Annotated in this window: 23 protein-coding genes; 6 read left to right on the top strand and 17 right to left on the bottom strand. The window is 70.7% G+C overall.

Features of this window, described 5'->3' with window-relative positions; all coding sequences use genetic code 11:
* Nucleotides 1-28 precede the first annotated feature (28 nt).
* Complete coding sequence (locus tag VPH61_RS07680; protein ID WP_332062911.1) at nucleotides 29-655, top strand: MerR family transcriptional regulator; 627 nt, start codon at nucleotides 29-31, stop codon at nucleotides 653-655.
* A gap of 48 nt (nucleotides 656-703) precedes the next feature.
* Here VPH61_RS07680 and VPH61_RS07675 read toward each other — a convergent pair whose 3' ends face one another.
* From VPH61_RS07675 to VPH61_RS07630, 10 genes are all read right to left on the bottom strand, one after another.
* A complete protein-coding gene (locus tag VPH61_RS07675; RefSeq protein WP_332062910.1) occupies nucleotides 704-1,705 on the bottom strand; it encodes an N-acetylglucosamine kinase in 1,002 nt (333 codons plus the stop codon).
* Entirely contained in the window at nucleotides 1,702-2,961 is a 1,260-nt protein-coding gene (locus VPH61_RS07670) for a family 4 glycosyl hydrolase (protein WP_332062909.1), read from the bottom strand. Before VPH61_RS07670 ends, VPH61_RS07675 begins: the two co-directional genes overlap by 4 nt.
* Before the next feature lie 108 nt (nucleotides 2,962-3,069).
* Complete coding sequence (locus VPH61_RS07665) at nucleotides 3,070-4,254, bottom strand: ROK family transcriptional regulator (protein ID WP_332062908.1); 1,185 nt, start codon at nucleotides 4,252-4,254, stop codon at nucleotides 3,070-3,072.
* Nucleotides 4,255-4,299: 45 nt separating this feature from the next.
* Nucleotides 4,300-5,145: an ABC transporter ATP-binding protein gene (locus VPH61_RS07660; RefSeq protein ID WP_332062907.1), complete on the bottom strand. Its 846-nt coding sequence runs from the start codon at nucleotides 5,143-5,145 to the stop codon at nucleotides 4,300-4,302.
* Nucleotides 5,142-6,023 carry an ABC transporter ATP-binding protein gene (locus VPH61_RS07655; RefSeq protein WP_332062906.1) on the bottom strand — a complete coding sequence of 294 codons (882 nt, stop codon included), beginning with the start codon at nucleotides 6,021-6,023 and terminating at the stop codon, nucleotides 5,142-5,144. The genes VPH61_RS07660 and VPH61_RS07655 overlap by 4 nt, the downstream gene beginning before the upstream one ends.
* A complete protein-coding gene (locus VPH61_RS07650) occupies nucleotides 6,020-7,111 on the bottom strand; it encodes an ABC transporter permease (protein ID WP_332062905.1) in 1,092 nt (363 codons plus the stop codon). Before VPH61_RS07650 ends, VPH61_RS07655 begins: the two co-directional genes overlap by 4 nt.
* Nucleotides 7,104-8,108 carry an ABC transporter permease gene (locus tag VPH61_RS07645; protein ID WP_332062904.1) on the bottom strand — a complete coding sequence of 335 codons (1,005 nt, stop codon included), beginning with the start codon at nucleotides 8,106-8,108 and terminating at the stop codon, nucleotides 7,104-7,106. Before VPH61_RS07645 ends, VPH61_RS07650 begins: the two co-directional genes overlap by 8 nt.
* 51 nt (nucleotides 8,109-8,159) lie before the next feature.
* Nucleotides 8,160-9,824 carry an ABC transporter substrate-binding protein gene (locus tag VPH61_RS07640; RefSeq protein ID WP_332062903.1) on the bottom strand — a complete coding sequence of 555 codons (1,665 nt, stop codon included), beginning with the start codon at nucleotides 9,822-9,824 and terminating at the stop codon, nucleotides 8,160-8,162.
* A 231-nt stretch (nucleotides 9,825-10,055) separates the two neighbouring features.
* Nucleotides 10,056-10,667 (bottom strand): bifunctional 4-hydroxy-2-oxoglutarate aldolase/2-dehydro-3-deoxy-phosphogluconate aldolase, encoded by a 612-nt coding sequence (locus VPH61_RS07635; protein ID WP_332062902.1) that lies wholly within the window; start codon nucleotides 10,665-10,667, stop codon nucleotides 10,056-10,058.
* On the bottom strand, nucleotides 10,664-11,587 hold the full coding sequence (locus VPH61_RS07630; RefSeq protein WP_332062901.1) for a sugar kinase: 924 nt from the start codon (nucleotides 11,585-11,587) through the stop codon (nucleotides 10,664-10,666). Before VPH61_RS07630 ends, VPH61_RS07635 begins: the two co-directional genes overlap by 4 nt.
* 74 nt (nucleotides 11,588-11,661) lie before the next feature.
* On the opposite strand from VPH61_RS07630, the gene VPH61_RS07625 reads away from it, so the two are divergent.
* From VPH61_RS07625 to VPH61_RS07610, 4 genes are read left to right on the top strand one after another with little or no spacing between them, the layout of a single operon-like run.
* Complete coding sequence (locus tag VPH61_RS07625; protein WP_332062900.1) at nucleotides 11,662-12,957, top strand: amino acid aldolase; 1,296 nt, start codon at nucleotides 11,662-11,664, stop codon at nucleotides 12,955-12,957.
* 8 nt (nucleotides 12,958-12,965) lie between these two features.
* Nucleotides 12,966-14,696, top strand: a complete 1,731-nt coding sequence (locus VPH61_RS07620) for an N-acyl-D-amino-acid deacylase family protein (RefSeq protein ID WP_332062899.1) — start codon at nucleotides 12,966-12,968, stop codon at nucleotides 14,694-14,696.
* A gap of 1 nt (nucleotide 14,697) precedes the next feature.
* Nucleotides 14,698-15,429 (top strand): IclR family transcriptional regulator, encoded by a 732-nt coding sequence (locus VPH61_RS07615; protein WP_332062898.1) that lies wholly within the window; start codon nucleotides 14,698-14,700, stop codon nucleotides 15,427-15,429.
* Nucleotides 15,430-15,487: 58 nt separating this feature from the next.
* Entirely contained in the window at nucleotides 15,488-15,880 is a 393-nt protein-coding gene (locus VPH61_RS07610; RefSeq protein ID WP_332062897.1) for a RidA family protein, read from the top strand.
* Nucleotides 15,881-15,894: 14 nt separating this feature from the next.
* Here VPH61_RS07610 and VPH61_RS07605 read toward each other — a convergent pair whose 3' ends face one another.
* Genes VPH61_RS07605 through VPH61_RS07585 form a run of 5 tightly spaced genes read right to left on the bottom strand, consistent with a single transcriptional unit; the run spans nucleotide 15,895 to nucleotide 23,263 of the window.
* Nucleotides 15,895-16,653 carry an SDR family NAD(P)-dependent oxidoreductase gene (locus VPH61_RS07605; RefSeq protein ID WP_332062896.1) on the bottom strand — a complete coding sequence of 253 codons (759 nt, stop codon included), beginning with the start codon at nucleotides 16,651-16,653 and terminating at the stop codon, nucleotides 15,895-15,897.
* Nucleotides 16,643-17,893, bottom strand: coding sequence for an ATP-NAD kinase family protein (locus tag VPH61_RS07600; RefSeq protein ID WP_332062895.1), 1,251 nt, complete (start codon nucleotides 17,891-17,893; stop codon nucleotides 16,643-16,645). Before VPH61_RS07600 ends, VPH61_RS07605 begins: the two co-directional genes overlap by 11 nt.
* A 2-nt stretch (nucleotides 17,894-17,895) precedes the next feature.
* Nucleotides 17,896-19,533, bottom strand: a complete 1,638-nt coding sequence (gcvPB, locus tag VPH61_RS07595) for an aminomethyl-transferring glycine dehydrogenase subunit GcvPB (RefSeq protein WP_332062894.1) — start codon at nucleotides 19,531-19,533, stop codon at nucleotides 17,896-17,898.
* Nucleotides 19,530-21,125: an aminomethyl-transferring glycine dehydrogenase subunit GcvPA gene (gene gcvPA / locus VPH61_RS07590; RefSeq protein ID WP_332062893.1), complete on the bottom strand. Its 1,596-nt coding sequence runs from the start codon at nucleotides 21,123-21,125 to the stop codon at nucleotides 19,530-19,532. The genes gcvPB and gcvPA overlap by 4 nt, the downstream gene beginning before the upstream one ends.
* Nucleotides 21,126-21,133: 8 nt before the next feature.
* Complete coding sequence (locus VPH61_RS07585; RefSeq protein ID WP_332062892.1) at nucleotides 21,134-23,263, bottom strand: beta-galactosidase; 2,130 nt, start codon at nucleotides 23,261-23,263, stop codon at nucleotides 21,134-21,136.
* 159 nt (nucleotides 23,264-23,422) lie between these two features.
* Here VPH61_RS07585 and VPH61_RS07580 point away from each other — a divergent pair, with 159 nt between their 5' ends.
* Nucleotides 23,423-24,079: a GntR family transcriptional regulator gene (locus VPH61_RS07580; protein ID WP_332062891.1), complete on the top strand. Its 657-nt coding sequence runs from the start codon at nucleotides 23,423-23,425 to the stop codon at nucleotides 24,077-24,079.
* Nucleotides 24,080-24,096: 17 nt separating this feature from the next.
* Here VPH61_RS07580 and VPH61_RS07575 read toward each other — a convergent pair whose 3' ends face one another.
* Nucleotides 24,097-25,002, bottom strand: a complete 906-nt coding sequence (locus VPH61_RS07575; protein ID WP_332062890.1) for a carbohydrate ABC transporter permease — start codon at nucleotides 25,000-25,002, stop codon at nucleotides 24,097-24,099.
* Nucleotides 24,999-25,964 carry a carbohydrate ABC transporter permease gene (locus tag VPH61_RS07570; RefSeq protein WP_332062889.1) on the bottom strand — a complete coding sequence of 322 codons (966 nt, stop codon included), beginning with the start codon at nucleotides 25,962-25,964 and terminating at the stop codon, nucleotides 24,999-25,001. Before VPH61_RS07570 ends, VPH61_RS07575 begins: the two co-directional genes overlap by 4 nt.
* Nucleotides 25,965-25,967: the final 3 nt, after the last annotated feature.

Below are 25,967 nucleotides of genomic sequence, written 5' to 3'. Positions count from 1 at the left end.
GTTACACTATCCAATGCAAGGGGTTCCGATGCGCATCTCCGCACTCGCCGCCGAGGCCGGCCTGCCGGTCGCGACCGTGAAGTTCTACCTCCGCGAGGGGCTCCTGCACCCGGGCGCCGCGTCTTCGGCCACCCAGGCGAGCTACGACGACAGCCATGTGCGCCGGCTCCGGCTCGTCCGCGCGCTCACGGGACCAGTCGGCCTCAGCGTGCAACAGGCGCGAGCCGTGCTCCAACTCGTCGACGAGCCCGGCGACGACCTCTACTCGACGCTCGGTCGCGCGGTCGGCGCACTGCCGCCCGCAGGGGCAGAAGCCGCCGGCGACGCCGACCCGTATCCGCGTGCGCGCGCCGCGCTCGATGCGCTCGGCCAGGTCTACGACCCGGGGTTCGCCGCGGTCGCGCAGCTCGAGGGCGCCCTCGCCGCCGCCGAAGACGCGGGCATGCCGATCACTCCCGAGCGCCTCGCCCGGTACGGCCGGGCAGCCGCCGACCTCGCCTCCTACGACCTCGAGCGGATGCCGCGCGAGCCGCGCGATGCCGTCGAGTACACGGTGCTCGGCACCGCCCTGTACGAGCCGGTCCTGCTCGCACTCCGCCGGCTCGCGCACCAGGACGCCGCCGTGCGGCGTCTCGGGCGGTCATCGGTCGGGTAGCGAAGCGAATCGAGGCCACCCCGATGGCCACGATGCGCGCCTTCGTCGCTACTCGGCCGACCCGACCGTCGCCGGGATGCGCCCCCGTGTTGCGCGCATGACGCCATCTCGAGCCCGATCGAGCGCATCGACGCTCGCGCCTGCCCGCTCGAGTGCGAGCAGTGCCGCACCGACGATCGGTGCCGCGTCGAGCAACTCGATGCGCGCGCGGGGAGCGGCGACGACGAGCCCCGAAGCGATGCCGCCGATGAGCCGCTCGTCACCGGAACGGACGATGCCGCCGCCGAGCACGATCGGGATCGCCCGCTCGGCGAGCCCGAGTCGGGTCACGCACGCGCGTGCGAACGCCACGATCTCATCGGCCTGACGGTCGACGAGCCCTGTCGCCACATCGTCGCCCGCCCGTGCAGCATCGAAGACCGTCGGCACGAGCGAGATGAGGTCGCTCGAGTCCCGCCGGCCGAAGTGCAGGTCTTCGATGAGCGCCGGCACGGAGACCGCGCCGAGCTGCTCGAGCAGCGCAGCGGTGAGCACGGTGTGCGGCCCCCGACCGTCGACGTCTCTCGCAGCGTGCCAGAGCACCTGCTCGCCGATGCCGCTGCCCCCGCCCCAGTCGCCCGAGAGGGCGCCGAGCGAGGGGAACCGCACCTCGGCGCCGTCGGCGCGTACACCGACCGCGTTGACTCCCGTGCCGCAGACGATCGCGACGGCGTCGGGTTCGTCGGTGCCGGCTCTGAGCACGGCGTAGAGGTCGTTGGCGACGACGACCGAGGGTCGGGCCCATGCGAATCCGGAGATGGCGGCGGCGTACTGCTCGACCTCGACCGGCAGGTCGAGGCCCGAGATGTAGAGTCCGGCGTGGGCCACCGGCTGCTCCCCCGCAACCGCCCGCACGAGTTCATCGACGACGGCCACGGCCTCGCCGAGCCCCTCGAAGTGAGGGCTCGAACCAGCGGCACGCGCGTGAGCGATGAGGTCGCCGTCGATCGTGAGCGCGACCGCATCGGTCTTGGAGCCGCCGCCGTCGACGGCGACGATGACGCCGTTCATCGCGCCCACTCGAGGAACGACGCGTTCTCGGCCATCAGCAGGTCGGTGAGCCGCTCGGCGCGATCGTGCTGCAGCACGAGCGGGTGGGCGCGCATGGCACGGAGCACTCGGTCGCGACCGCCGTGCACCGCTGCGTCGAGCGCGAGGCGCTCGTAGCCCGCGACTCCAGCGACGAGCCCGCGAATGTCGTCGGGCAGCGGCGCGACCGGTTCCGCGACGAATCCCCCGTCGCGGAACACGGCCGGCACCTCGATGACGTGGTCGTCGGGAAGGAACGGCAGTACGCCGTCGTTGCGCAGGTTGACCACGCGGGCTCGACTCCCGCCGTCGCGCATGGCCGCGAGCAGCTCGATCGCCGCTTCGGAGTAGAAGGCGCCGCCCCGGCCCTCGAGCGCAGCGGGCTTCTCGTGCTGGGCAGGGTCTGCGTAGAGCTCGAGCAGCTCGCGCTCGATCGCGCGCACCGCTGCCGCTCGCGTCGGCTCTCGCAGTTGCTCGCGCAGCACCTCGTCGTGCGCGTAGTAGTAGCGCAGGTAGTACGAGGGCACGACGCCGAGCTGCGCGATGAGCGCCGGCGCCAGGTGCACCTCGTCGGCGAGCTCGTCGAGTCGGTGCTCGAGCAGCCCCGGCAGCCGGTCGGCGCCGTCGATCACGACGCTCCGTTCCCAGGTGAGGTGGTTGAGGCCGACGTGGCCGAGGCTCACCCGGTCGTGCTCGACGTCGAAGAGCGAGGCGAACCGGCGCTGGAAGCCGATCGCGACGTTGCAGAGTCCGACGGCGCGGTGGCCTGCCTCGAGCAGCGCCCGGGTCACGATGCCGACCGGGTTCGTGAAGTCGACGATCCACGCGTCGGGTTTGGCATGCGCCCGCACGGCGTCGGCGATGCGAAGCACCACGGGCACGGTACGCAGCGCCTTCGCGAGGCCGCCGGGCCCGGTCGTCTCCTGGCCGATGCATCCGGCCTCGTGCGGCCAGGTCTCATCGGCGTGACGGGCGTCCTGCCCTCCGACGCGCAGCTGGATGAGCACCGCGTCGGCATCGGCGACGCCCGCGACGAGATCGGTCGTGCCGATGACCTTCGCAGGATGCCCGACGTGCTCGAGCATGCGCTGCGACATACCGGCGACGAGTGCGAGACGGCCCTCATCGGGGTCGACGAGACGGATCTCCTCGAGCGGCAGGGAGTCGCGCAGGCGAGCGAACCCGTCGATCAGTTCGGGCGTGTAGGTCGAGCCTCCGCCGACGATGGCGAGCTTCATGGGTCCTCAATTTCCGTGCGTGGTGCGCCCCGCGCATTAGCGCCGGGGCGAAGGGTCGGTGGCCGGACGACGGATGCCCCGTGGCATCCGTTCTCTCTTCGGCTGAAGTCAGGAGGCGAGCGAGATGTCCGCCTCGAGGTGGTCGCGGATCTGCTCGACGAGCTGCTGGCGCGCACCGAGAAGCACCGGCTGCGCGCCCGTGCCGCTCGTGCGCATCACGAGTTTCGGGTGCGCCGCCGCGTCGACGCGCTCGGCGACGAGCTCCGCGAGCCGGGCGCCTCCGGCGATGCCCGTGGGCCCGCCGAGCACGATCATCGAGGGATCGAGGATCGCGAGCAGCGGGTTGACGGCAAGGATCACCCGGTCGGCGAGCGCCGACAGGGCATTGTCGTCGTGGGCGAGGCGTGGCAGCACCTCGGCGAGCGTCTCGCCGCGCCCGCCATCGCCGAGCAGGCGCACCACGGCCGGGCCGCCGAGCAGGTCGGTGAAGTCGTTCGCGGCGGGAGCGAGTGGCTCCGCCGTTCGCGGCACCGCGAGGTAGCCGATCTCACCGGCTCCGCCCGAAGCGCCCCGGTGCACGACGCCGCCGAGGTCGAGACCGACGCCGAGGCCATCGCCGATCCAGAACAGCGCGAAGCTCGCGGCCTGCTGGGCCGCACCGGCAGAGCGTTCGGCCATCGTCGCGAGGTTGACGTCGTTGTCGATCGTCACCTGCAGGCCGAGCTCGCGTTCGATGCGCGCACGCGCCCCGATCTCCGGCCACCCCGGCAGGGTGTCCGTGAACGAGAGTTCGTCGCCGTCGACGAAGAACGCCGCCTGCACGCCGATCACGACGCGGCTGACCGTGCTCTCGTCGATGCCCGCCTCGGCGCAGGCCGCCCTCACGGCGGCGCGCACATCCCCTTCCGGCGAGCGCTCGAGCGCCTCTGTCGAGATCTGCACGATCGGGTGGTCCTGGTCGACGGCATCGACGACGACCGCCTGGATCGCTCGATCGAGGATGGAGATCGCGACGCCCGTGATGCGGTCGGTGCGCACGCCGTAGGTGATCGCGTTCGGCCCACGGCCGCCCGAGAGCTCGCCGACCGGCCGGATCAGGCCGACCCGCTCGAGTCGTGCGAGCATCTGCGACGCCGTGGGCTTGGAGAGCCCGGTGAGCTCGCCGAGCTGCGATCGAGTGAGCGCGCCGTGCTCGAGGATGAGCCGGAAGGCAGTGCGGTCGTTGCGCGCGGCGAGCCACGTCGGGGTGCCGGGGTCGATCTGGTTCACGTCGGGCCGCCTCTCTCGTTTCATGTTCGTGGTCACTCTATCTGAAAAGAATGTTTACTGTTTGTCGACTCACCCGCCGTTCCGCACGTCGTCGCGCAACCGCCCGAGCCGATCCGGGTCGGCCGCGGCCTCGAGCAGCGTCTTCGTGTACTCGTGCTGCGGATCGAGGATCACCTGCTCGCTCGGCCCTCGTTCGACGATCTCCCCGCGGTACATGACGAGGATCTCGTCGGAGAAGTGCCGCGCGGTCGCGAGGTCGTGCGTGATGTAGAGCACGCCGAGGTGCTCCTGCCGCTGCAGCTCCGCGAGCAGGTTCAGCACGCCGAGGCGGATCGAGACGTCGAGCATCGACACGGGCTCGTCGGCGATGATGAACCGCGATCCTGGCGCGAGCGCACGTGCGATCGCGACACGCTGCCGCTGTCCGCCCGAGAGCTCGTGCGGCCGACGATCGGCGAAGCTCGCCGCCGGCGAGAGACGCACGCGCTCGAGCAGTTCCTCGGCGCGTTCGCGGATCTGCCGCGACGACAGCCGCGGGTTGTGGATGCGCAGCGGCCGTTCGAGGTGGTGCAGGATCGGATGGAACGGGTTCAGCGAGCTGAACGGGTCCTGGAAGACCATCTGCACGTCGCGCCGATACCGGGCGAGTCCTCCGCCTCGAGTCGCGCTCGTGCGCCCGTCGAGCAGCACCTCGCCCGACGTCGGCATCTCGAGCTTGGCCATCATGCGGGCGATCGTGGACTTACCCGAGCCGCTCTCGCCGACGAGGGCGATGGTGCGCCCGGGCTCCAGCGTGAACGAGACATCCTTCACCGCATGGAGCGTGCGCACCCTGGTGCCGCTCCGCAACCGGAAGTCCTTCACCAGGTTGCGCGCCTCGAGCGTGGTCGCCGTGGTCGCCGTCTGCGCGCTCATGCCGCACCCCCGGCCGCGGCGCCGGTGCGGATGAAGTCGCCGCGCTCGCCGCGCAGGCTCGGGAAGCTCGAGAGCAGCCGCCTCGTGTACGGATGTCCCGGCGCCCGGTAGATCTGCTCGGCATCTCCCTGCTCGATGATCTCTCCGTCGAGCATGATCGCGATGCGATCGCTGATCTCGATGAGCAGCGGCAGGTCGTGCGTGATGAAGATCACGGCGAAGCCGAGCCGCTCGCGCAGCCGCATGATCTCGCGGATGATGCCGCGCTGCACGACGACGTCGAGCGCCGTGGTCGGTTCGTCCATGATCATCACCTGCGGATCGAGGGCGAGCGCCATCGCGATCATGACGCGCTGGCGCATGCCGCCCGACAGCTCGTGCGGGAAGCTCGAGAGCCGCGTCGGGTCGACGCCGACGAGGGTCAGCAGCTCGGCGCTCCTGGCTTCGCGCTCGGCGCGCCTCATCGCCGGCCGGTGGGTCGTGAACACGTCGTGCAACTGCTTCCGCACGTTCATGACGGGATTCAGCGAGTTCATCGAACCCTGGAAGACCATCGACACCTTGTTCCAGCGGAACCTGCGCAGCGCCTCGCCGTCGAGGGCGACGACGTCGACGTCGTCACCGGATGCGTCGTGGAACACCACGTCTCCCCCGGTCATGAGCGCCGGGGCCTTGAGCAGACGGTTGAGCCCGTAGGCGAGGGTCGTCTTGCCGCAGCCCGACTCCCCCGCGAGGCCGAGGATCTCACCTCGGTGCAGCGTGATCGACGCGCCGCGCACGGCCTTCACCGGCGGGTCGACCTCGTACTCGATCGAGACGTTCCGTGCGGTGAGCACGGGCTCGCCGAGGGCGGCGAGGTTCGTGGCGTCGGCGTTCATGCGAATGCTCCGGTGTCGGCGACGCCCTTGCCGGCCTTGGCGGCCCTGCGCTGGCGCTTCGCGTTCTCAGGCGCGAGCCTGAGCTTCGGGTTCACGACCTCGTCGATCGCGAAGTTGATGAGGGAGAGCCCGGCGCCGAGGGCGGCGATGACGAGGCCCGGCGGCACGAACCACCACCAGGCGCCGGTGCCGACGGCTTGGCCGGTCTGGGCGTCGTTCAGCATCGTGCCGAGCGTGATCGAGCCGGTCGGCCCGAGGCCGAGGTAGGAGAGTCCGGCCTCGCCGAGCACCGCGAAGATGACGCCGAAGATGAATTGCGCCGCGAGCAGCGGCACGAGGTTCGGCAGGATCTCGACGAAGATGATGCGGCCGGGCTTCTCGCCCGCGACTCGGGCCGCCGCGACGTACTCGCGGGTGCGCAGCGAGCGCGCCTGCGCCCGCAGCACGACCGCGGATCCGGCCCAGCCCGTGATGCCGAGCACGAGCGCGACGAGCAGGGAGCTTCGGGCGAGCGGCCCGAGGCCCTCGGCGTTCTGCACGTAGGCGGCGATCACCATGACGACCGGAAGGCCGGGGATCACGAGCACGATGTTCGTGAAGAGCGTGAGCACCTCGTCGAGCACTCCACCGAAGTAGCCGGCGAAGACGCCGAAGATCACGGCGAGGAGCAGGGCCACGATACCCGCGACGATGCCGATGAAGAGCGAGCCCTGCGTGCCCCAGGCGAGCTGCGAGAAGACGTCGTACCCGAGCTTCGTCGTGCCGAGCCAGTGCTCCGCGGAGGGCGGCTGCAGCGCCTCGTTGCTGGAGTCACGGGGCGGCTGGGCGATCATCGGGCCGAAGATGCCGAAGAGCGTGATGAGGCCGACGATCACGACGCCCGTGACGAGCTTGCCTGAGCGACTCGGCAGGATGTGCCGGAACCGGCCGCCGCGAGTCGCCCGTGCGGCCGCGATCGCGGCCGTGGCGGTCGCCTCGCGGTTCGTCTCGCGCACCGCCTCGGCGGAGACGGGCGACTGGAAGAGTGCGTCGTCGCCGGTCGCGTAGGAGTCGTCGGCGCGCTCGAGCGTGGGCTGGGAGTCAACCATTGTGTCGCACCCTCGGGTCGATGAAGCCGTAGATGAGGTCCATGAAGAAGTTGGCGGCGAGCACCGTGAGCGTGATCACGAGGAAGACGCCCTGCATGAGCGCGTAGTCGAGGCCCTGCACCGCCTGGATCATGAGCTTGCCGATCCCGGGATAGCTGAACACCTGCTCCATGACGATGGAGCCGGCGACCACGAAGCCGAGGGCGATGCCGAAGCCCGCGAGGCTCGGGATGGCGGCGTTGCGCGAGGCGTACTTGGTGCGCACCCGGCGAGGGGTGAGCCCCTTCGCCTCCGCGGTGACGACGTAGTCCTCCGACATCGTCGACACCATCATGTTGCGCATGCCGAGGAGCCAGCCGCCGACCGAGGAGAGCACGATCGTGATCGCGGGGAGGATCGCGTGGTAGATCGCGCTGCCGATGAACGCCCAACTGAGCTCGGGTCCCGCCGGGAACTCGAAGACGTCGTAGCCGCCGACGATCGGGAACAACCCTAACTGCACGGAGAACACGGCGACGAGCACGAGCGCCAGCCAGAAGTACGGGATCGACTGGAAGACCGTCGTCACCGGCACGAGGTGGTCGAGCCAGGTGCCGCGCCGCCATCCCACCCACGCGCCGACGATGATGCCGAGCACGAATGAGATGACGGTCGCGACGCCGACCAGGATGATCGTCCACGGCAGCGCCGCGGCGATGAGATCGGCGACCGGGGCCGGGTACCTCGTGGAGGAGACGCCGAGGTCTCCCTGAAGCAACCGGCCCCAGTACGCCACGTACTGGTCCCAGAGGGACATGTCCTTCCCGGCGCCGAGGATCGAGGTGATCGCATCGATCGTCTCCTCGGAGAGCGGGCGCCCGCCGCTGGCACGCCGAAGCTTGCCCAGCATGATGGCTGCGGGATCGCCCGGCAGGAGACGCGGGAGCAGGAAGTTGAGCGAGATCGCCGCCCAGAGGGTCACCAGGTAGAAGGCGATCCGCCGAAGGTAGAAGCTCATGCCGCTGCCGTCCTCGAGTCGGGAAGATGTCGTTCCATGGGACAGGCCGAGCTACTTCGCCGGGGTGAGGTGTGAGAGCACCACCGCGTTGGCCACCGCGAGGTACGGCAGCGGCGCGGCGTACAGGTCGCCCTCGCTCGGCCATCCGCTGAACTTCTCGGTGTTGAAGAACGATTGCGAGGCGTTCAGCACCACGGGGATGTACGGCAGGTCGCGTGCGATCTCCGTCTGGATCGTCGCGTAGGCCGCCTGCTTCGTCGCGACGTCCGGCGTCGCGCCGGCCGCGAGCACGGCCGCGTCGACGGCCGGGTTCGAGTAGCGCGCGTAGTTCTGTCCGTCGAGCGGGCTCTCACCGGTCTTGACCGTCGAGCTCGAGGCGAAGTACTCGTGATAGTTCGAGTACGGGTCGGCGACGAGGCTCTGCGTGAGGCCGTAGAGCGCCATCTGGAAGTCGCCCGACTGGATCGGCGTCCAGTATTCGGCGTCGGAGACGGTGCGGGCGTTGATGCGGATGCCCGCCTCGGCCGCCTGCTCGGAGATGAGCTTGGCCGCGTCGTTGTAGTCGGTCCAGCCGTCGGGCGAGAACAGGTCGATCTCGATCGCCGTGCCGCCCTTGCCGTAGAAGCCGTCGGCGTCCTTCGTGTAGCCGGCTGCCTCGAGGATGGCGCCGGCTTCCGCGGCATCCGCCCCCTGTGGGCTCATCGCGAGCTCGGGGTCGCTCAGCCACTGCTCGTCGCGCGGCTGCAGGGTGAACGACGGGGAGGACTCGCCCGCGAGCCCGGCGAACGCCTTGTCGGCGATCGTGGCGCGGTCGATCGCGACGTTGATCGCCTGGCGCACGGCCGGGTCGGTCTGCGGCCCCTCGCACCCGAGGTCGGCGTTCGCGCAGGTCGTGATCGTCGTCGGGTCCTGCTGGAGGTTCAGCGTCGTGATGTCGCCCGCGCCCGTGACGGCGTCGGGGTTCGCGATGAACTGGCCGACCCAGTCGATCTTGCCGGTCGTCAACAGGTCTTGCGACGACTGGTTCGAGTCGAGGCCGAGGTACTGCACCTCGGTCACGGCAGGGGCGCCGTCGCGGAAGAGCTCGTTGGCCTCGACGGTGTACGCGGCGTCGGAGAAGCTCTTCAGCACGTACGGACCCGAGCCGACGGGCTCGGGATTCGTCTCGGCCATGAAGTCGTCGATGTCGGCCCAGATGTGCTCGGGGATGATGTAGGTCGAGCCGAGCGTGAGCGACGCGCTCGTGAACTGCGGCTCAGTGTAGGTGAGCACGACGGTGGTGGCATCGGTGGCCTCGGCCGAGACGAACTGCTCGGACTTGTTCGAGCCGTAGCCGAAGGTGAAGGCGACGTCGTCGGCGGTGAGCTCTTCGCCGTCACTCCACTGCAGGTCGGGCTTGATCGTGACGGTGAGGGTGCGGCCGTCTTCGCTGTACTCGTAGCTGTCGCCGATGAGCCCGACCGGCTCGTCGGCCGAGAGCTGGTTGAAGAAGAACAGCGGCTCGTAGATCGCGCCGAAAGTCGCGTGCACGGCCGTGTCGACGGCGAACGGGTTGAAGTTGTTGTTGATCGGGGTGGCGCTGCCGGCCCAGACGCGGAGAACCGAGGCGTCGTCGCCCCCGCCTCCCGTCGACGGGGTGCATCCGGTCATTCCCAGGGCGATCGCGGCCGCTCCGGCGGCCAGTGCCACCGCGAGGGAGCGTTTGGTTCGAGTCATCTCCGGCATTCCTCTCGTGCTTCGTTGCGTGGAAGGTGGTGCAGTTCGCCGTGCGCGGGGGTTCGGTGCTCAGCGTTACTGGAAGCGACCCTAACAGAAAAGATAGTAACTGGAAACAAATCATTCAGTTTCTGCTGCCGGGTGATTTCCCGCACGTTTCCGGTGCGGAGACGACGAAAGCGCGGTGCCGACCAGGTCGGCACCGCGCTTCGGTTCCTTCGAACGCCTCGGCTACTCGGCGAGCAGTGCCGCGAGCGCCGGCAGCTGCGCCGGGTCATCGAGCGCCGAACCGACGGCGACGGCGCGCACACCCCGCCCGAGGAACTCGCCGGCGTTCGAGGCATCCATGCCGCCGGTGGCGACAAACCGGGCACCGGGGAACGGTCCGGCCATCGCCGGGAACCAGGCCGACCCCAGCAGCGAAGCCGGGAACGCCTTCAGCCACGTAAGGCCGGCGGCCATCGCGGCCTGCACCTCGGTCGCCGTCGCGACGCCCGGCAGCGGCGGCATACCCGCCTGCGCCGAGGCGCGCGAGACGTCCGCGTCGAAGCCGGGGCTCACGGTGAAGGCCGCGCCGGCGGATGCCGCGAGCTCGACGTGGCGCAACGACACGACCGTGCCGGCCCCGACGAGGTGACCGGCAGCCCGCCCGGCCGCCGCAACGACCCGCAACGCCTCGAGGTCGGCGTCGGTCTGGATCGGCAGCTCGACCACGTCGATGCCGAGGCTCCATGCGCGCTCGGCGAGCTCGAGGCTCCGTTCGACGCCCAGACCTCGGAGGATCGCCATGAGCGGCTGCCCTTCGAAGATCGCGTCGAACTCAGCGTTGCTGATGGTGGTCATCGGGTGCTCCTCGTGGTCGTCTCGGCGCGGGGGAAGTCTGCTGTGTCGCCGAGCACGGTGACGGCTCTGGCGTGCCCGGCGGCGAGCCGATCGCTCGGGTCGCCGCCGCTGAGGAACGATGCCAGGTAGCCGGCCGCGAACGCGTCGCCGGCGCCCACGGCCTCGACCACTTCGACCGACATCGCCGGCACGTGGGCCCGCCCGGGCTCCGCGCCGCCGCGGTACTCGGTGGCACCGATCGCGCCGTCCTTCACGACGAGGAGTGCCGGCTCGGGCAGCAGCGCTCGTACCGCTTCCGGCGTCGACGTGCCCCACAGCCCCTCGGCCTCGTCGAGACCGACGAAGACGAGGTCGGCGCGAGCGGCGAGGTCGCGAAGGCGACCGGCGGCGACCCCCGCCGGCCAGAGTGCACTGCGGTGGTTGACGTCGAAGCTCAGCAGCGCGGATGGCGCCTCGACGCGTGCGACGAGCGCGTCGACGAGCGCGTCGCAACTCGCGGAGAGTGCCGGCGTGATGCCGCTCACATGCACGATCCGAGCCGTGTCGATCGGGAGCGAGTCGAGGAAGGAGGGCGCCATGCGCGATGCAGCAGAGCCGGCCCGGTAGTAGCGCACACCGTTGCCGGGGTCCTTGAAGTACACGCCGGTCGGCGCCTCGTCGTCGGTCTCGACCCAGCGGGTGTCGACCCCGCGATCGTGCAGGTGCCGCACCACGCGCCGACCGAGGGCGTCGTCGCCGACCCGTCCGGCCCAGGCTGCGTTGCGGCCGAGCGCGGCGAGGTGGGCGGCGACGTTCGCCTCGGCGCCCGCGGTGTCGACGCGGAACTCGTCGGCGGTCTCGAGCGGTTCGGCGAGTACCGGCGCGACGAGCGCCATCGTCTCGCCGATGGCGACGACTTCGGGCAGCGGAATGGCAGTCACGCCCCTATGCTGTCGTGTGTGCAGTTTCAGCGCAAACGCGTTGCAACATATGCAACACATGAGGGGGCCAGCGGATGCCGCAGCACGCGCGACTCGAAGCACTCGCCGATGAACGGCTGAGCGCGGCCGACAAAGGGCTGCCCGCCCGCGCCGTCGGCCTGACCGTGACGGAGTTCCTCGCCACCGGCCCGAGGCTCGCCGAGTTCTGGACGCCGCTCCTCGCCCTCGACGGGCGAGCACTCGCACACAACGCCGCGGTGATCCAGCGCTGGTGCGACGAGCGCGGTCTCGAGCTCATGCCGCACGGCAAGACCACGATGGCCCCCACCCTCTGGCAGCTGCAGCTCGACGCAGGCGCCACCGGCCTCACGCTCGCGACTCCCGGGCAGGTGCGCACGGCCCGCTCGTTCGGCGTCGCCTCGATCATGCTGGCCAACACGCTCGCCGCACCTGCCGCCCTCGCATACATCGCGGGTGAACTCGCCGACCCGGCCTTCGCGTTCCGCGCATGGGTCGACTCCGTCGAGACCGTCGAGGCGATGGAGCGCGGGCTCGCCGGTGTGACGCTCCCCCGCCCCATCGAGGTCCTCGTCGAGCTCGGCGGGGCGGGCGGGCGCACTGGCGCGCGAGGCGTCGCCGAAGCTGCGCACATCGCCGAACGCGTGGCGGCTTCACCCGTGCTCCGCCTCGCGGGCACCGCCGGGTACGAGGGCAGCCTCGGCCACGACCGCTCCCCCGCGGCGCTCGAGGCCGTGCGGGCCTACCTCGCCGAGATGCTCGAGGTGCACGACGCCGTGCGCCGCCTCGCCGACGGCGAACTCATCGTCACGGCCGGCGGCAGCGCCTACCTCGAACTCGTCGCCGAGGTGTTCGGACCGGCGATCAGGGCCGAGGCCGAGCGCACCGAAGCCGCAACCGCCGAGGCCCCACGCGGCACCCGCTGGATCCTCCGCTCGGGCGCCTCCCTCCTGCACGACGACGGCTTCTACCACGGCATCTCGCCGATCGACGGTGAGCTCACCCCTGCAATGCGCGGCTACGCCCGAGTCGTCTCGCACCCCGAGCCGCGCCTGGCACTGCTCGACGGCGGCAAGCGCGACTTCCCCTACGACGAGGGCCTGCCCGTGCCGTTCGGCGTCACCGAGACCCCAGGCTCCGACGAGCGACCGCTCGCCGGGGCATCCGTCACCGCGCTCAACGACCAGCACGCCTACCTGCGCGCCGATGCCCCCCTCGACCTCGCCGTCGGCGAGGTCGTGTCACTCGGGCTCTCGCACCCCTGCACCGCCTTCGACAAATGGCGCCTCATCCCGGTCGTCGAGGGCGGCGGATCCGACCGGGTGGTCGCACTCGTGCGCACGTTCTTCTAGGAGCCCCGGTGTCGATCCTCATCCGCAACGTGGTCGTCGTCGATGCCGACGGCATCGGCGCAGCGGCATCCGACGTGCTCATCGACGGCGAGCGCATCGCTCGCATCGCACCGGCGCGTTCGGGCGCCCTCGAATCGGGCGCCGGCCGGGTCATCGACGGCCGCGGCCGGCTCCTCATGCCCGGCTTCATCGACGCGCACGCCCATGCCGACGGTGCCCTCTTCGACCCCGAGGTGCAGCTCGCACTGCTCCGCCAGGGCGTCACGACTGTCATCGGCGGTCAGGACGGCGTCGGCTACCCTCCCGGCGACGGCACCTACGCGACCGAGTACTTCGCCGCGATCAACGGGCCGCACCCGAGCTACCGCGGCGGCGGTGTCGCCGCCATGCTCGCCGCCTACGACGACGCCACCGCCCTGAACGCCGGCATGCTCGTGCCGGCGGGCACGGTGCGCTTCGAGGTGATGGGCCGGTCGACGGATGCCGCTTCGCCCGCCGAGCTCGATCGCATGCGCACCCTCGTGGCCGACGGGCTCGGCGACGGCGCCCTGGGTCTCTCGACGGGCCTCGACTACGTGCCGGGACTCTTCGCCGGCACCGACGAGCTCGCGGCCCTCGCCGAGCCCGTCGCCGAAGCAGGAGCCGTCTACGTCTCGCACATGCGCGGCGGCTACGAGGCGAACTCCGCCGCCGGCATCGCCGAGCTCGCCGCGATCGCCCGCGCATCGGGTGCCCGCGTGCACGTCTCGCACTTCCACGCCGAGCCGCACCTCGTGACGGGGCTGCTCGCGGAACTCGACCGCGACGGCGTCGACGCGACGTTCGACGCCTACCCCTACTCGCGCGGCTGCTCGATCCTCGCGATGCCGATCCTGCCTGCCTCGCTCACCGTGCGGGAGGCGACCGAGGTCATCGCCGAACTCCTCGACCCAGCGGTGCGCGAGGCGCTCCGCGAGGAGTGGTTCCCGACGATCGCGGGCTCGGCGAGCCTCGGCCCCGGGTGGCCGTCGATGCTGACCCTCGCCCACGTCGCTGCCCCCGAGTACGATTGGGCGCACGGCCTCACGATCGAGCAGGGCGCTGCCGAGGCATCCGCTCGCTCCGGTGCTTCGATCGATGCGATCGACTTCGCGCTCGACCTGCTCGTCGCGGCGCGGCTCGAGGTCAACGTCGTGATGGCCGTGCAGGTCGAACGCAGCGACGCCGGGCTCGCCGAGATCCTGTCGCACCCGGCCGCGATCGCCGGCTCTGACGGCATCTTCATCGGCCGCTGGCCGCACCCGCGGGCGCGCGGCTCGTTCTCCCGCTCCCTCGCGATGCTCGTGCGCGAGCAGACGGTGCTGGGCTGGGCGGATGCCGCGGCGCTCGTCTCGGCCCGTGCGTCGGCCCGGTTCGGGCTCGGCGACCGCGGCGCCGTTCGCGAGGGCTACGTGGCCGACCTCGTGCTCGTCGACCCCGACATCGTGGGCTCGACCGCGAGCTACGACGAACCGCTCGGCCTCGGCGTCGGCATCGACGACGTGCTCGTGGCGGGGGTGCCCGTGCTCGCGGGCGGCGAGCTCACCGGCGCGACGCCGGGCCGCGGCATCCGTCGCGCTGCCGCGGCCACCGCCCCTGCCACTGCCGGCTCCGCCGGGCTCGGTTCGGGACCACTCGTGTCGCACCGGACCGCGGATATCCGGGGTCCCGTGCGAGACGAGTGGTCCCGAGGCATCGAGCAAGAGGAAGAGGAGGTCTGACATGTCGCAGAGCGTGAAACGCGCAGCCAGGATCATCGACGCCATCGCGGCCGACCCGCGCACGGTCGCCGAACTCGCCGAGGCGTTCGAGCTGCACCGGTCGACGATGTTCCGCGAGCTGCAGGCGCTCGAGGAGGTCGGCTGGGTGCGCCGGCGCGCATCGGGCCGCTACACGCTCGGCACCCGGCTCGCCGCCCTCTCGAAGGAGGCGCTCGACTCGCTCGACCTGCGCGAGGCGGGCGCCGAGCACGTGCGCCGCCTGCAGCGCCGCACGGGCAACACCGTGCACCTCGCGGCGCTCATGGACCGATCGATCGTGTACGTCGACAAGGCCGAAGACGAGTCGGGCGTGCGCATGTACTCCCGCATCGGCCGCGCCGTCATTCCCAACTGCTCGGCCGTCGGCAAGGCGATCCTCGCCGACCTCGACACCGCCGGCCGCGACGCCGTGCTCGCCGGCATCACCTGGGAGCAGTACACCGAGCTCACCATCACCACGCGCGAACGCCTCGACCGAGAACTCGCTCTCGTGCGCTCGCGCGGCTGGGCGGTCGACGACCGCGAGTTCGAGGCCTTCGTCAACTGCATCGCCGTGCCGATCCGGAGCTCCCTCGGCATCGTCGGCGCACTCTCGGTCACGGCGATCCGCATGGTCGCCGACCTCGACCGGTTGCGGGCGAACCTGCCCGCGATGCGGGAGACCGCCGATGCCATCGCCCGAGAGCTCGGCTGAGTTCACGGGCTCGCCACAGACCATCACGACCTCGACCGACCACCACGCAGGAGGAACCATGTCCAAGATCGCCGTCACACTCTCGAACGCCCCGAAGCCCGCCGGCCCCTACAGCCACGGCGTCGTCGCCAACGGCTTCCTCTACACGGCGGGCTTCGGCCCCCAGGACCCGGCGACCGGTGAGGTCGTGCCCGGCGGGGTCGCGGAGCAGACGCGCCAGGTGCTGCGCAACATCGGCGCCGTGCTCGCCGAGTACGCCCTCACCTTCGACGACGTCGTGAAGGTCACCGCCCACCTCGAAGACCTCGCCGACTTCGCGGAGTACAACGGGGCCTACGCCGAGTTCTTCAGCGAGCCCTACCCCGTGCGCACCACGGTCGGCTCGCGCCTCGCGAACATCCTCGTCGAGATCGACGTGGTCGCCGCGATCCCGACGCGCACCTATGGGTAGACGCCCGCCGATCGTCAGGCGATGCCGCCCCCGTCGACGACGAGCGCCGAACCCGTGACGTAACTCGATTCGTCGCTCGCGAGCCACACGACCGCCGCCGCGATCTCGCGCGGCTCGCCCATGCGCTGCAGGGGCCGGTCGGCGGCTTCGGCGAGGAACGCGTCGGCGTCTTGCGAGAGCTGGCGCGCCTCGTCGCGGAGCATCCCGGTGTTGACGTCGCCCGGGTTCACCGAGTTGACCCGGATGCCCTGGGGGCCATGGTCGATCGCGAGCGCGCGCGTCATGTTCACGACGGCGCCCTTCGAAGCGCAGTACGAGAGCGCCTGGCCGCCGCCCTTCAGGCCCCAGCCGGAACCGGTGTTCACGATCGAACCGCCGCCGGCGGCCGCCATGATCGGCACGATGTGCTTGCACATCAGGAAGATCGAGCGCACGTTCACGCCGAAGACGCGATCCCACTCCTCGACGGTGGTCTCGACGGCCGTCGTGCGCCGGATGATGCCCGCGTTGTTGAAGACCACGTTCACCCCGCCGAACTCGGCGACCGCCGTCGCAACCACGCGCTCGATGTCGGTCTCGGACGACACGTCGGCGGCGATCGCGATCGCGGTGCCGCCCGCCGCGCGGATCTCCTCGGCGACCGCTGCCGCGGCATCGGCGTTCAGGTCGACGACCGCGACGGCCGCTCCTTCGGTGGCGAGGGCGATCGACGTGGCGCGGCCGATGCCGCCTGCGCCGCCGGTGACGATGGCCTGCTTGTTCTCAAGGCGCATGGCCTTCTCCTTCGGGTTCGGATGCCTCGGCATCGGGTGCGGTGACAGGGTAGATGCTGGTGGTGGCCGCGCTCGTGATCACGCGGACGAAGCCCGCGAGCCGCGCGTCGACCGTGGAGTCGCCGGTGTCGACGAGCAACGGACGCCCGCCGAGGTCGATGAGCTTCTGCTCCGGCGCGACGGCGACGAGCGGGTCTGGGCCGAGGGCGCGCAGCACTCGCGCCGAGAGCTGCTGGTTGCCGCGACCGAGCAGGAAGCCCTGCCCGCCGATCACGGAGACGACCGCCTTCGCCGGGCCCGCAGCGATCTCGTCGAGCAGCTCGGCCTCGGACGCGCCGGAGCGCACGACGGCGCCGTCGAGCACGACGTCGACGCCGAGCGGGGTCTTCGCCACGCCGAGCTCGCGAGCGACCTCGGCCATCGTGCCGCCCGGTCCGAGCAGGTAGCGGACGCCGGGCCGGAGCGACCGGGCCGCCCCGCGAGCCGCTGCGACGACGGCCGCGTGCTCGCTCGCCGGCGTCGCCGACTTGCGGGCCTGGGTGCGGCCGGCGAGGTAGGGCACCGCCATGGTCGCGTAGAGGCGCGGCTCGACCCTGGCGACGCGCAGCTGCGCCTCGTCGACGTCGAGCACCTCCCGCTGCTGCACCGGCAGCGAGCGACCGGCCTCGGATGCCGCGACCCACGCCGCGGCGAGCGCGCCCGCCGCACGGGGGCTCACCGCGAACACGGGCGAGTACATCTTGACGCCGGCCGGGATGCCGAGTGCCGCGGCATCCGTGCCGAGCCCCGCGGCGACATCTCGTGCGGTGCCGTCGCCGCCGGCGAAGAGCACGAGGCTCGCGCCGGCGTCGACGAGCGCACGTGCGGCTGCGGTCGTGTCGGCTGCAGTCGTCGCACGCTCGTCGCCCGACGGGCGGAAGACGACGCGCGGCTCGAGCCCGGCGGCCCGCACCGCGTCCTCCCCCATCGCGCCGGCCGCCGTGAGCACGACCGGCTTCCCGCCGGTCGAGTAGGCGCGCAGCGCCGTATCCAGACCTCGTACGTGGCGTCGATACGCTCCTTCGTCGCTCCTCGACCGGCGAGTCGCCGCAACCACCTCGAGTGCGAGCCGTGCGCGCTCGGCGGCGCGACGGCGGGAACCGAGCGCCGCCGCCCGCTCCTGCACGGCCGCGCCGTCGGAACCGGCGAGCCCGGCGGGCCCGCCGACTCCGGCGATCGGGTTCACGACGAGAGCGATCACGCTCAGGCCGCGGTCTCCGCGTCGCGGGTCTCGAGACGCACCGCTCCTCGACCTGCGGCCCCGGCGCCGAAGTACTTGCGCTGGTACGCCCGCCACGTGATGGCCCAGCGCTCGGGGTCGTCGAGGTCGTCGTGGTGCGTGTGGTGCACCGTCTGGTTGTGCGGTGCGGTGCGCACGACCTCGGGGGTCTCGCGCGCCTCCCGTGCCACCTCGGCGAGCACCGCCACGTACTCGTCGATCTCGGCCTTCGAGTACGACTCCGTCGGCTCGAGGGTGAAGGGCTGCGGCACGACGTACGGGTGGTGGCTCGTCCAGTAGTGCATGCCGAAGTCCGTCATGCGGATTCCGATCTCCTCCGACGAGATGCCCGTGTCCTCGAAGAGCTCCTGCCACGAGTACCTCACCTGCTCGATGCGGCGACGGCCCGCCGCGTACGGCGCGGAGGCGCCGGGGATCTCGAGCACCTTCGCGAGCAGGTAGTTGTTGTTCAGCACCGCGATCTCGGCGGCGGCGAGCAGGCCCTCGGCGCCGAGCGCCATGATCCACGAGTAGGCGCGCACGATGTTCGGGATCACGCCGTGGAACGGCGCGACCGAGCCGATCGATCGTGCGTCTGCGTCGTGCAGGTCGAAGCTCACGGCGCCGTCGGCGGCGACCTCGCGCACGACCCGAGGGCCGGGCAGGAAGGGCGCGAGCGCGGCGCTGACCGCGTTCGCACCGGCGCCCGGGCCGCCGCAGGCGTGCGGCGTCGAGAACGTCTTGTGCAGGTTGAAGTGGCACACGTCGAAACCGGCGTCGCGGGCGCGGGTGATGCCGAGGATCCCGTTCGCGTTCGCCTGGTCGTACGCGGCGAGCGCGCCGACCTCGTGCGCGGCATCCACCCACTGCTTGATCGCCGGGTTGTAGATGCCGGTGTCTTCAGGGTTGGTGACCATGATCGCCGCCGTGCGCGGCGAGAGCGCCGCCTTGAGGGCGGCGAGGTCGGGGTACCCCTCCGCGTCGGGGAAGATCGTGATGACCTCGTAGCCCGCGGCCTTCGCGGCGGCCGCGTTCGACGGGTGGCTGAAGATCGTCGTGATCACCTCGCGACGCTGCTCCCCCTCGCCGTTCGCCTCGTGGTAGGCGCGGATCATGGCGATGTTGGCCCAGATCGCGGCCGAGCCGCCCTGGGTGTGCAGCGAGACCTCGCTCATGCCGGAGATCTCGGCGAGCATGCGCTCGAGGCTCCAGACGATCTCGAGCACGCCCTGCGCGTCGGCCGGGTCCTGCAGCGGGTGCATCGCCGTGAGCTTCGGAGTGCCGATGAGCTGGTCGTTGATCTTCGGCGAGTACTTCATGGTGCACGTGCCCTGGCCGATGTCGACGTTCAGGTCGGCGCCGAGGTTCTCCTGCGAGAGGCGCAGGTAGTGCTTCAGCACGCGCATCTGGCCGAGTTCGGGCAGCGCGGGCGGCGCCGCACGGCGGAGGCCGGCGGGTAGTGCAGCCACGACGTCGCCGACCGCGTCGCGCACGCCCTGTTCGATCGGCGTGACGAACACGCCGCGCTCGCCCGGTGTCGAGAGCTCGAAGATGACCGGCTCGTCCCAGCTGGCCTGGTGGAACCGGCGGATGGCCGGCTTGGGCGCGAGAGGAAGGCTCATGCGTTCTGCTCCTGAGTGAGTTCGGGGGCGAGAGGAAGGACAGCGTCTGACACCAACGCGTTCTGCTCCTGAGTGAGTTCGGGGGCGAGAGGAAGGACAGCGTCTGACACCAACGCGTTCTGCTCCTGAGTGAGTTCGGGGGCGAGAGGAAGGACAGCGTCTGACACCAACGCGTTCTGCTCCTCGAGGATCGTGGCGGTCGTGGCGGGGGTGGTCGAGGCATCCGCTGCGGTCGCGAGACCGGCGAGGGATGCCGCGAGCCGATCGATGTCGGCCTGGCTCGTGAGTTCGGTGACGCAGACGAGCAGCGTGTGCTCGCCGACGACGACGCCGGGCTCGATGCCCTCGCGACGCAGCGCCTCGACGACGCCCTCGGCGGTGAGGCCCGCGCGGGCGACGTTCACCGTGAACTCACGCAGGTGCAGCGCGCCGTCGCCGAGCACGACCCCGGAGATCGTGGCGAGCCGCTGCTGCGCGTAGCGGGTGCGGGCGAGCAGCAGCTCGCCGAGGTCGGCCATGCCCTGCGGACCCATGAGCGCGAGGTAGACGCCGGCGGCGATGCCCCACAGCGCGGCGGCCGTGCCGACCCACTCCTTGCCCTCCTCGCGCTGGGCGAAGGATGTGCGCTCGTAGGCGACGTCGCCGAAGCCCACCTCGCCGGGCACGTCGGTGGTGGCGAGGCCGAAGAGGCGCGACGGCATCTCCATGATGAAGGTCGGGTCGTCGGCGACGGCGATGAATCCGCCGTGCGCGCCGCCGTACCACTGGTGCAGGCCGAGCGACTGGATGTCACCGGTGACGATGTCGGCGCCCTGCTCGGCGGGCGGGGTGAGCACGCCGTAGCCGATGGGGTCGGTGCCGACGACGACGATCGCACCCGCCTCGTGGGCGAGGTCGGAGATCGCGCGCAACGCCGTCTCGACGGCACCCGTCGCGCTCGGCGTCTCGAACCAGACCGCTGCGACGTCGTCACCGAGGCGGGCGGCGATGGCAGCGGCATCCGCGGTGCCGTCGACCGTGGGAACCCGCTCGAGGTCGAGATGGACCCGCACGAAGTCGGCCACCTTCGAGAACTTCGCCGGCAGCACGTCGCTCGCGACGAGCACCCGCCTGCGGCCCGTGATGCGGCCGGCCATCGCGAGGCCGGTCGCGGTCGCCTGGTAGCCGTCGTAGGTGGGCACGTTCACGACGTCCATCGCGAGCAGCTCGGCCATGAGCGACTGGTACTGGAACAGCGCCTGAAACCGGCCGTGGTCCTCGTAGGGCTCGCCGGCGTAGGCAGTCAGGAACTCGCTCCGGTTGATGACCTCGTCGACGACCGCCGGCACGTAGTGCTGGTAGGTGCCGTGTCCGAGGAAGCTCAGGCGGTCCTCGGTCGAACGGTTCTTCGCGAGGATGCCGCACACGTGCCGCGCGAGGTCCTGCTCGGCCGGGAACGGCGTGGGCAGATCGAGGGGCCGGCTGAGGCGCAGCTCGTCGGGCACGTCGGCGTAGAACTCTGCGACGGATGCCGCACCGGTGGCGTCGAGCATGGCCTGCTTGACGTCGGGTGCGGTGCTCGGCAGGTACGGGTGGGTGAAGGGTTGGGTCATGGGAGCCTTCAGTCGTCGAGGTCGGACAGGGTGATGAACGGCGCGGCACCGGCCCGCGGGGTCGCGAGCACGGCGGCGCCGAAGCGCGGCAGGGTGAGGGTGGCGCCGAGCGGGGACTCGGGGTCGCCGAGCAGGTCGCGGGCGCCTTCGGGCACGTCGACGACGAGTTCGTCGCGACCGTGGTTCAGCACGAAGGTGTAGTCGGTGGTCTCGTTGCTGCGGGTGACGGCTTCGAGGTCGGCGTGGGTGCGGTCGCGCGCCGGCAGGCCGGCGGCGCGGAGCACGGAGCGGAAGAGCTCGACGAGGCCGGTCGGCTCGAGCACGCAGCTGACGTACCAGGCCCCGCCGGCCTCTCGTCGGTCGAGGAGCGACGAAGGAGCGTCTCGAGACCACGAACGCCGAGTGATCGCCGGCCGGCCGTCGAGCTCGCCACTCGCGTAGCCCGCGAGCACTTCGGTGCCGGGGAGCACTTCGAGCCACTCGCCCCAGATAGGCGCGTCGAACGCTGTGCGTCCGTCGAACTCCGCGCCGCCATCGGCGAAGGCGACGCGCTCCGCTCGCCCGTCGGCCACCGGCCACTGCTCGTCGACCTCGACGCCGAGGAGACCCCGGAGCGGGCCGGGAGCACCGCCGTCGTGCACCTTCTCGGTCGCGTCGACGACGCCCGAGAACGGACCGACCACGAGCTGTCCGCCGCGCTCCACGAACGCTTCGAGCACAGCCGCCTGCGCGGCATCCGCTACATAGAGGTTCGGCACGACGACCACGTCATACCCGGCGAGATCGGAGGTGGCCTGCACGGCGTCGACGGGGTGACCGAGCGCGAAGAGGGCGGCATTCCAGGCGCGTGCCTGCGCGAGCCACTCGAGGCGCTGCGACGGCAACGACTCGGCGGCCGAGGAGCCCCACCACGAGTCGTGGTCGATGACGAGCGCGACGCGGGAGCGCACGCGGCTGCCGCGCACGGGTTCGAGGCGCTTGAGCTCGGCACCGAAGGCCTTCGCCTCCTGGAAGGTGCGGGAGGCCTCGCCGCGGTGACCGAGCATCGCGGAGTGGAACTTCTCCTGCCCGTACTTCGCCTGACGCCATTGGAAGCACATGGCACCGTCGGAGCCGTGCGCGATCGCCTGCAGGCTGCCGATGCGCATCTGGCCGGGCGCCTTCGGCACGTTGACATCGCGCCAGCTCACGCCGCTCGGGGCCTGCTCGAGCAACAGCCACGGCTGCCCGCCCTTGAGCGAGCGCATGTAGCCGTAGTTCAGCGCCGCGGGCACGTGTGCCAGCGGATCCGCCGGGTCGGGATACGCGTCGTCGGTGACGAGGTCTTCGAGCGCCGCGAAGTCCCAGTAGTTCAAGTCGCGCAGGATGCTCATGAAGTTCGTCGTCACGCCGATCTCGGGCGTGACCTCCCGGAGGATCTCGACCTCGATCTGGAAGAGCTCGAGCAGCGCGTCGGACGAGAACCGCTCGAAGTCGAGCAGCTGCGTGGGATTCACCGGGCCGGTCGAGCGCCGCGGTGCCTCGATGTGCGCCCACTCGGTATACCGCTGGCCCCAGACGTTCACGCCCCAGGCCTCGTTCAGCCCGTCGAGCGTGCCGTAGCGCTGCTCGAGCCAGCGGCGGAAGTGAGCGGATGACTCGGGGCACCAGCACCGCGAGACGTGGTCGCCGTACTCGTTCGAGACGTGCCAGAGGGCGAGCGCGGGGTGCTCGCCGTAGCGTTCGGCCATCGCCCGCGTCATGCGCCCGACGTGTTCGCGCCAGACGGGCGAGCTCGGGCAGTAGGCCTGTCGCGAGCCGAACTCGAGGCGCTGACCGCTCTCATCGCTCGGCAGCATCTCGGGGTGGCTGCGAACGAGCCACGACGGCGGGGTCGCCGTCGCCGTCGCGAGGTCGATGCGGATGCCGGCCTCCCAGAGGATCTCGATCACTCGGTCGAGCCAGGCCCAGTCGTAGACGCCGGGGGCGGTCTCGAGCTGCGGCCACGAGAAGACCGGGAGGCTCACGATGTTGACGCCGGCCTCGCGCATGAGTCGGGCGTCTTCGTGCCAGACCTCTTCGGGCCACTGGTCGGGGTTGTAGTCGCCGCCGTAGGCGAGCGCATCGAGTCGGATGCTGCGGGGGACGTCGACGGCCACACCTGCTCCTTGGTTTCTCGGGGTGTACACCCTGCAATGCAGAATGTATTCTGTATACAGACACCGTAAGCGGAATGCCGGAACCGGTCAAGCCCTCGCCAACGCCTAGGCTGGCCGCGGATGGCCCCAGTGGCCGTGAGCGGCCCGGAAGGCGAAGACATGGCGATCGAACGCAAGAACCTGCGATCGCAAGTGCGCGAGGAACTGCTCGCGCGCATGCGATCGGGCGCGGTGCAGCCCGGCGAAGGCATCAACGAGGTGCAGCTTGCCGGCGAGCTCGGCGTCAGCCGCACACCGCTTCGCGAAGCACTCATCGCCCTCGAGAGCGAGGGGCAGATCACGAGCGAGAACGGCAAGGGCTTCCGGTTCGTGCCTCTGAGCGCGAGCGAGTTCGAAGACCTCGCCCCCGTGATGGCCACCCTCGAAGGACTGGCGCTGGAGCTCAGCCCCGTCGATCGGCTGCGCGAGATCGGCGGGCGGCTCGCCACGCTGGCCGCCGAATTCGATCAGGAGGTCGTCGAGCACTCGCTCGTGGTCACGAAGGACGACGAGTGGCACGGCATCATGCTCTCCGCCTGCCCGAACGTGCGCCTGCTCGACGTCATCGCGAGCGTGCGCGGCGCCTTCCATCGCTATGAGTCGCTGCTCGTGCCGAATGACGTCATGGTCGAGCGCGTCGCCGCCGAGCACGCCGCGATCGCCGCACGTCTCGAAGTCGGCGACGTGCCCGGCGCCGTGGAGGCGCTCAAGGCGAACTGGATGCACGGCATGCAGCGCATCCTGGACAACGCCTCGAGCGCCTACTTCTCCGCCTGACCGCAGCGGGACCCGGCTCAGCCCTTCACGGCTCCGCCCATCAGGCCCGACACGAACTGCTTCTGGAACACCAGGAACAGCACCATGAGCGGCAGTGTCGCGAGCAGCGAGCCGAGCATGAGCCCCGAGTAGTCGACGCGCGACATGCCGATCATGGTGTTGAGCGCAACGGGGACCGTGTACCGGTCCTCGGTGTTCAGCATCAGCAGGGGCCAGATGAACGAGTTCCACTGGCTGATGAACGTGTAGATCACAAGGGCGGCGAGCTGGGGCCGCGCCACAGGCAGCACGATGCGGTAGAAGGTGCGCAGCTCGCCGGCCCCGTCGATGCGCGCCGCCTCGATGAGCGTCATGGGGAAGTCGAGGAACGCCTGGCGCATGAGGAAGATGCCGAAGGCGTTCGCGAGGAAGGGCAGGATGACGGCCTGGTAGCTGTCGATCCATCCGGCGCTCGCCATCATCTGGAACAGGGGCACGAGCAGCACCTGCATCGGGATCATCATCGTCACGAGCACGATGCCGAGCAGCACGCCGCGCCCCCGGAACCGGTACGTGGCGAGCCCGTAGCCGGCCATGACGCTCACGACCGACGAGAACGCCGTGTAGACGACGGCGATGCCGAGGCTGTTCAGCATGACCTGGCTGAAGTTCACCGATTCCTGCAGTCGCGCGAGGTTCTCCCACAGCTGGCCGCCCGGCAGCACGGGGAGCGGCGTGCCGAAGAGCTCGGAGGTCGAATGCGTCGAGGCGATCACCATCCAGAGGAACGGCAGCACCGAGAAGACGCTCGCGACCGCGAGCAGCAGGTAGACGGGCAGCCGCAGGATGCCGCGGGCGAACGCCGGGCGGAACCCGGCCTGGCGCGGCTCACGCGCACCCTTCGCTTCGGGGTTGACGGACGTCAGTGCCGAGGTCGCGGTCACGGCTTCTCCCTCATGATGCGGAACTGCACGAGCGCGATGATCGCGGTGATGACGACGAGCATCCACGCGATCGCGGAGGCGTAGCCGAAGTCGAACTGGCGGAACCCGACCTTGTAGAGGTAGAGCACGGGGGTGAGCGTGGCGTCGTTCGGGCCGCCCTCGGTGAGGATCCAGTTCTCGTCGAACAGCTGCAGCGCGCCGATCGTCGAGGTCACAGTGGTGAAGATGAGCACGGGCCGCAACTGCGGAATCACGATCTTCGTGAAGATCTGCCAGCGACCGGCGCCGTCGATGCGGGCGGCCTCGTACAGCTCCGCGGGAATGGCCTGCAGGCCGGCGAGGATGATCACCATGTTGTAGCCGGTCCATCGCCACGTGATCGCCGCGACGAGCGCGACCCGCGCCCACCACTCGTTGTTGAGCCAGTCGACGGGTGCGACGCCGACGATGCCGAGCATCTGGTTCACCGCTCCCCCGCCGGTCGCGAGCATCACGCGGAACACGACGGCGTAGGCCACGAGCGTCGTCACGGCCGGCAGGAACGTCAGCAGACGGAATCCCGAGCGGAACCTGAGCCACGACTGGTTCAGCAGGTACGCGAGCCCGACGGCGAGCCCGATCATGAGGGGCACCTGCACAATCAGGATGAGGCCGGCGTTGAAGAGGCTCTTCGCGATGAGCGGGTCGGAGAAGAGCCGCGCGTACTGCTCGAGGCCCACCCAGCTCGAGACTCCGCCCGAGGTGGCGAAGAAGCTCTGCCAGAGCGAGGTGACGAGCGGGTAGGCGAAGAAGATCGCGAGCAGGGCGGCCGCGGGCAGCGCGAACCACGCCCCCGGACGCTGGAGTCTGCGCCCCAGCGTCCGGGAACGGCGGGGCGCGGCATCCGATTCGGTGCCTCGGATGCCTCGCCCCTCGTTCGCGCCACGCCCGCGCTCGCCGGTGGCGAGCGTCGGAGCGGTCATGGT

It is taken from the genome of Agromyces sp. CCNWLW203 (assembly GCF_036576125.1).
Classification (GTDB): domain Bacteria; phylum Actinomycetota; class Actinomycetes; order Actinomycetales; family Microbacteriaceae; genus Agromyces.
The sequence above is the reverse complement of the archived record's forward strand: the minus strand, read 5'-3'. Positions and strand labels throughout refer to the sequence as shown.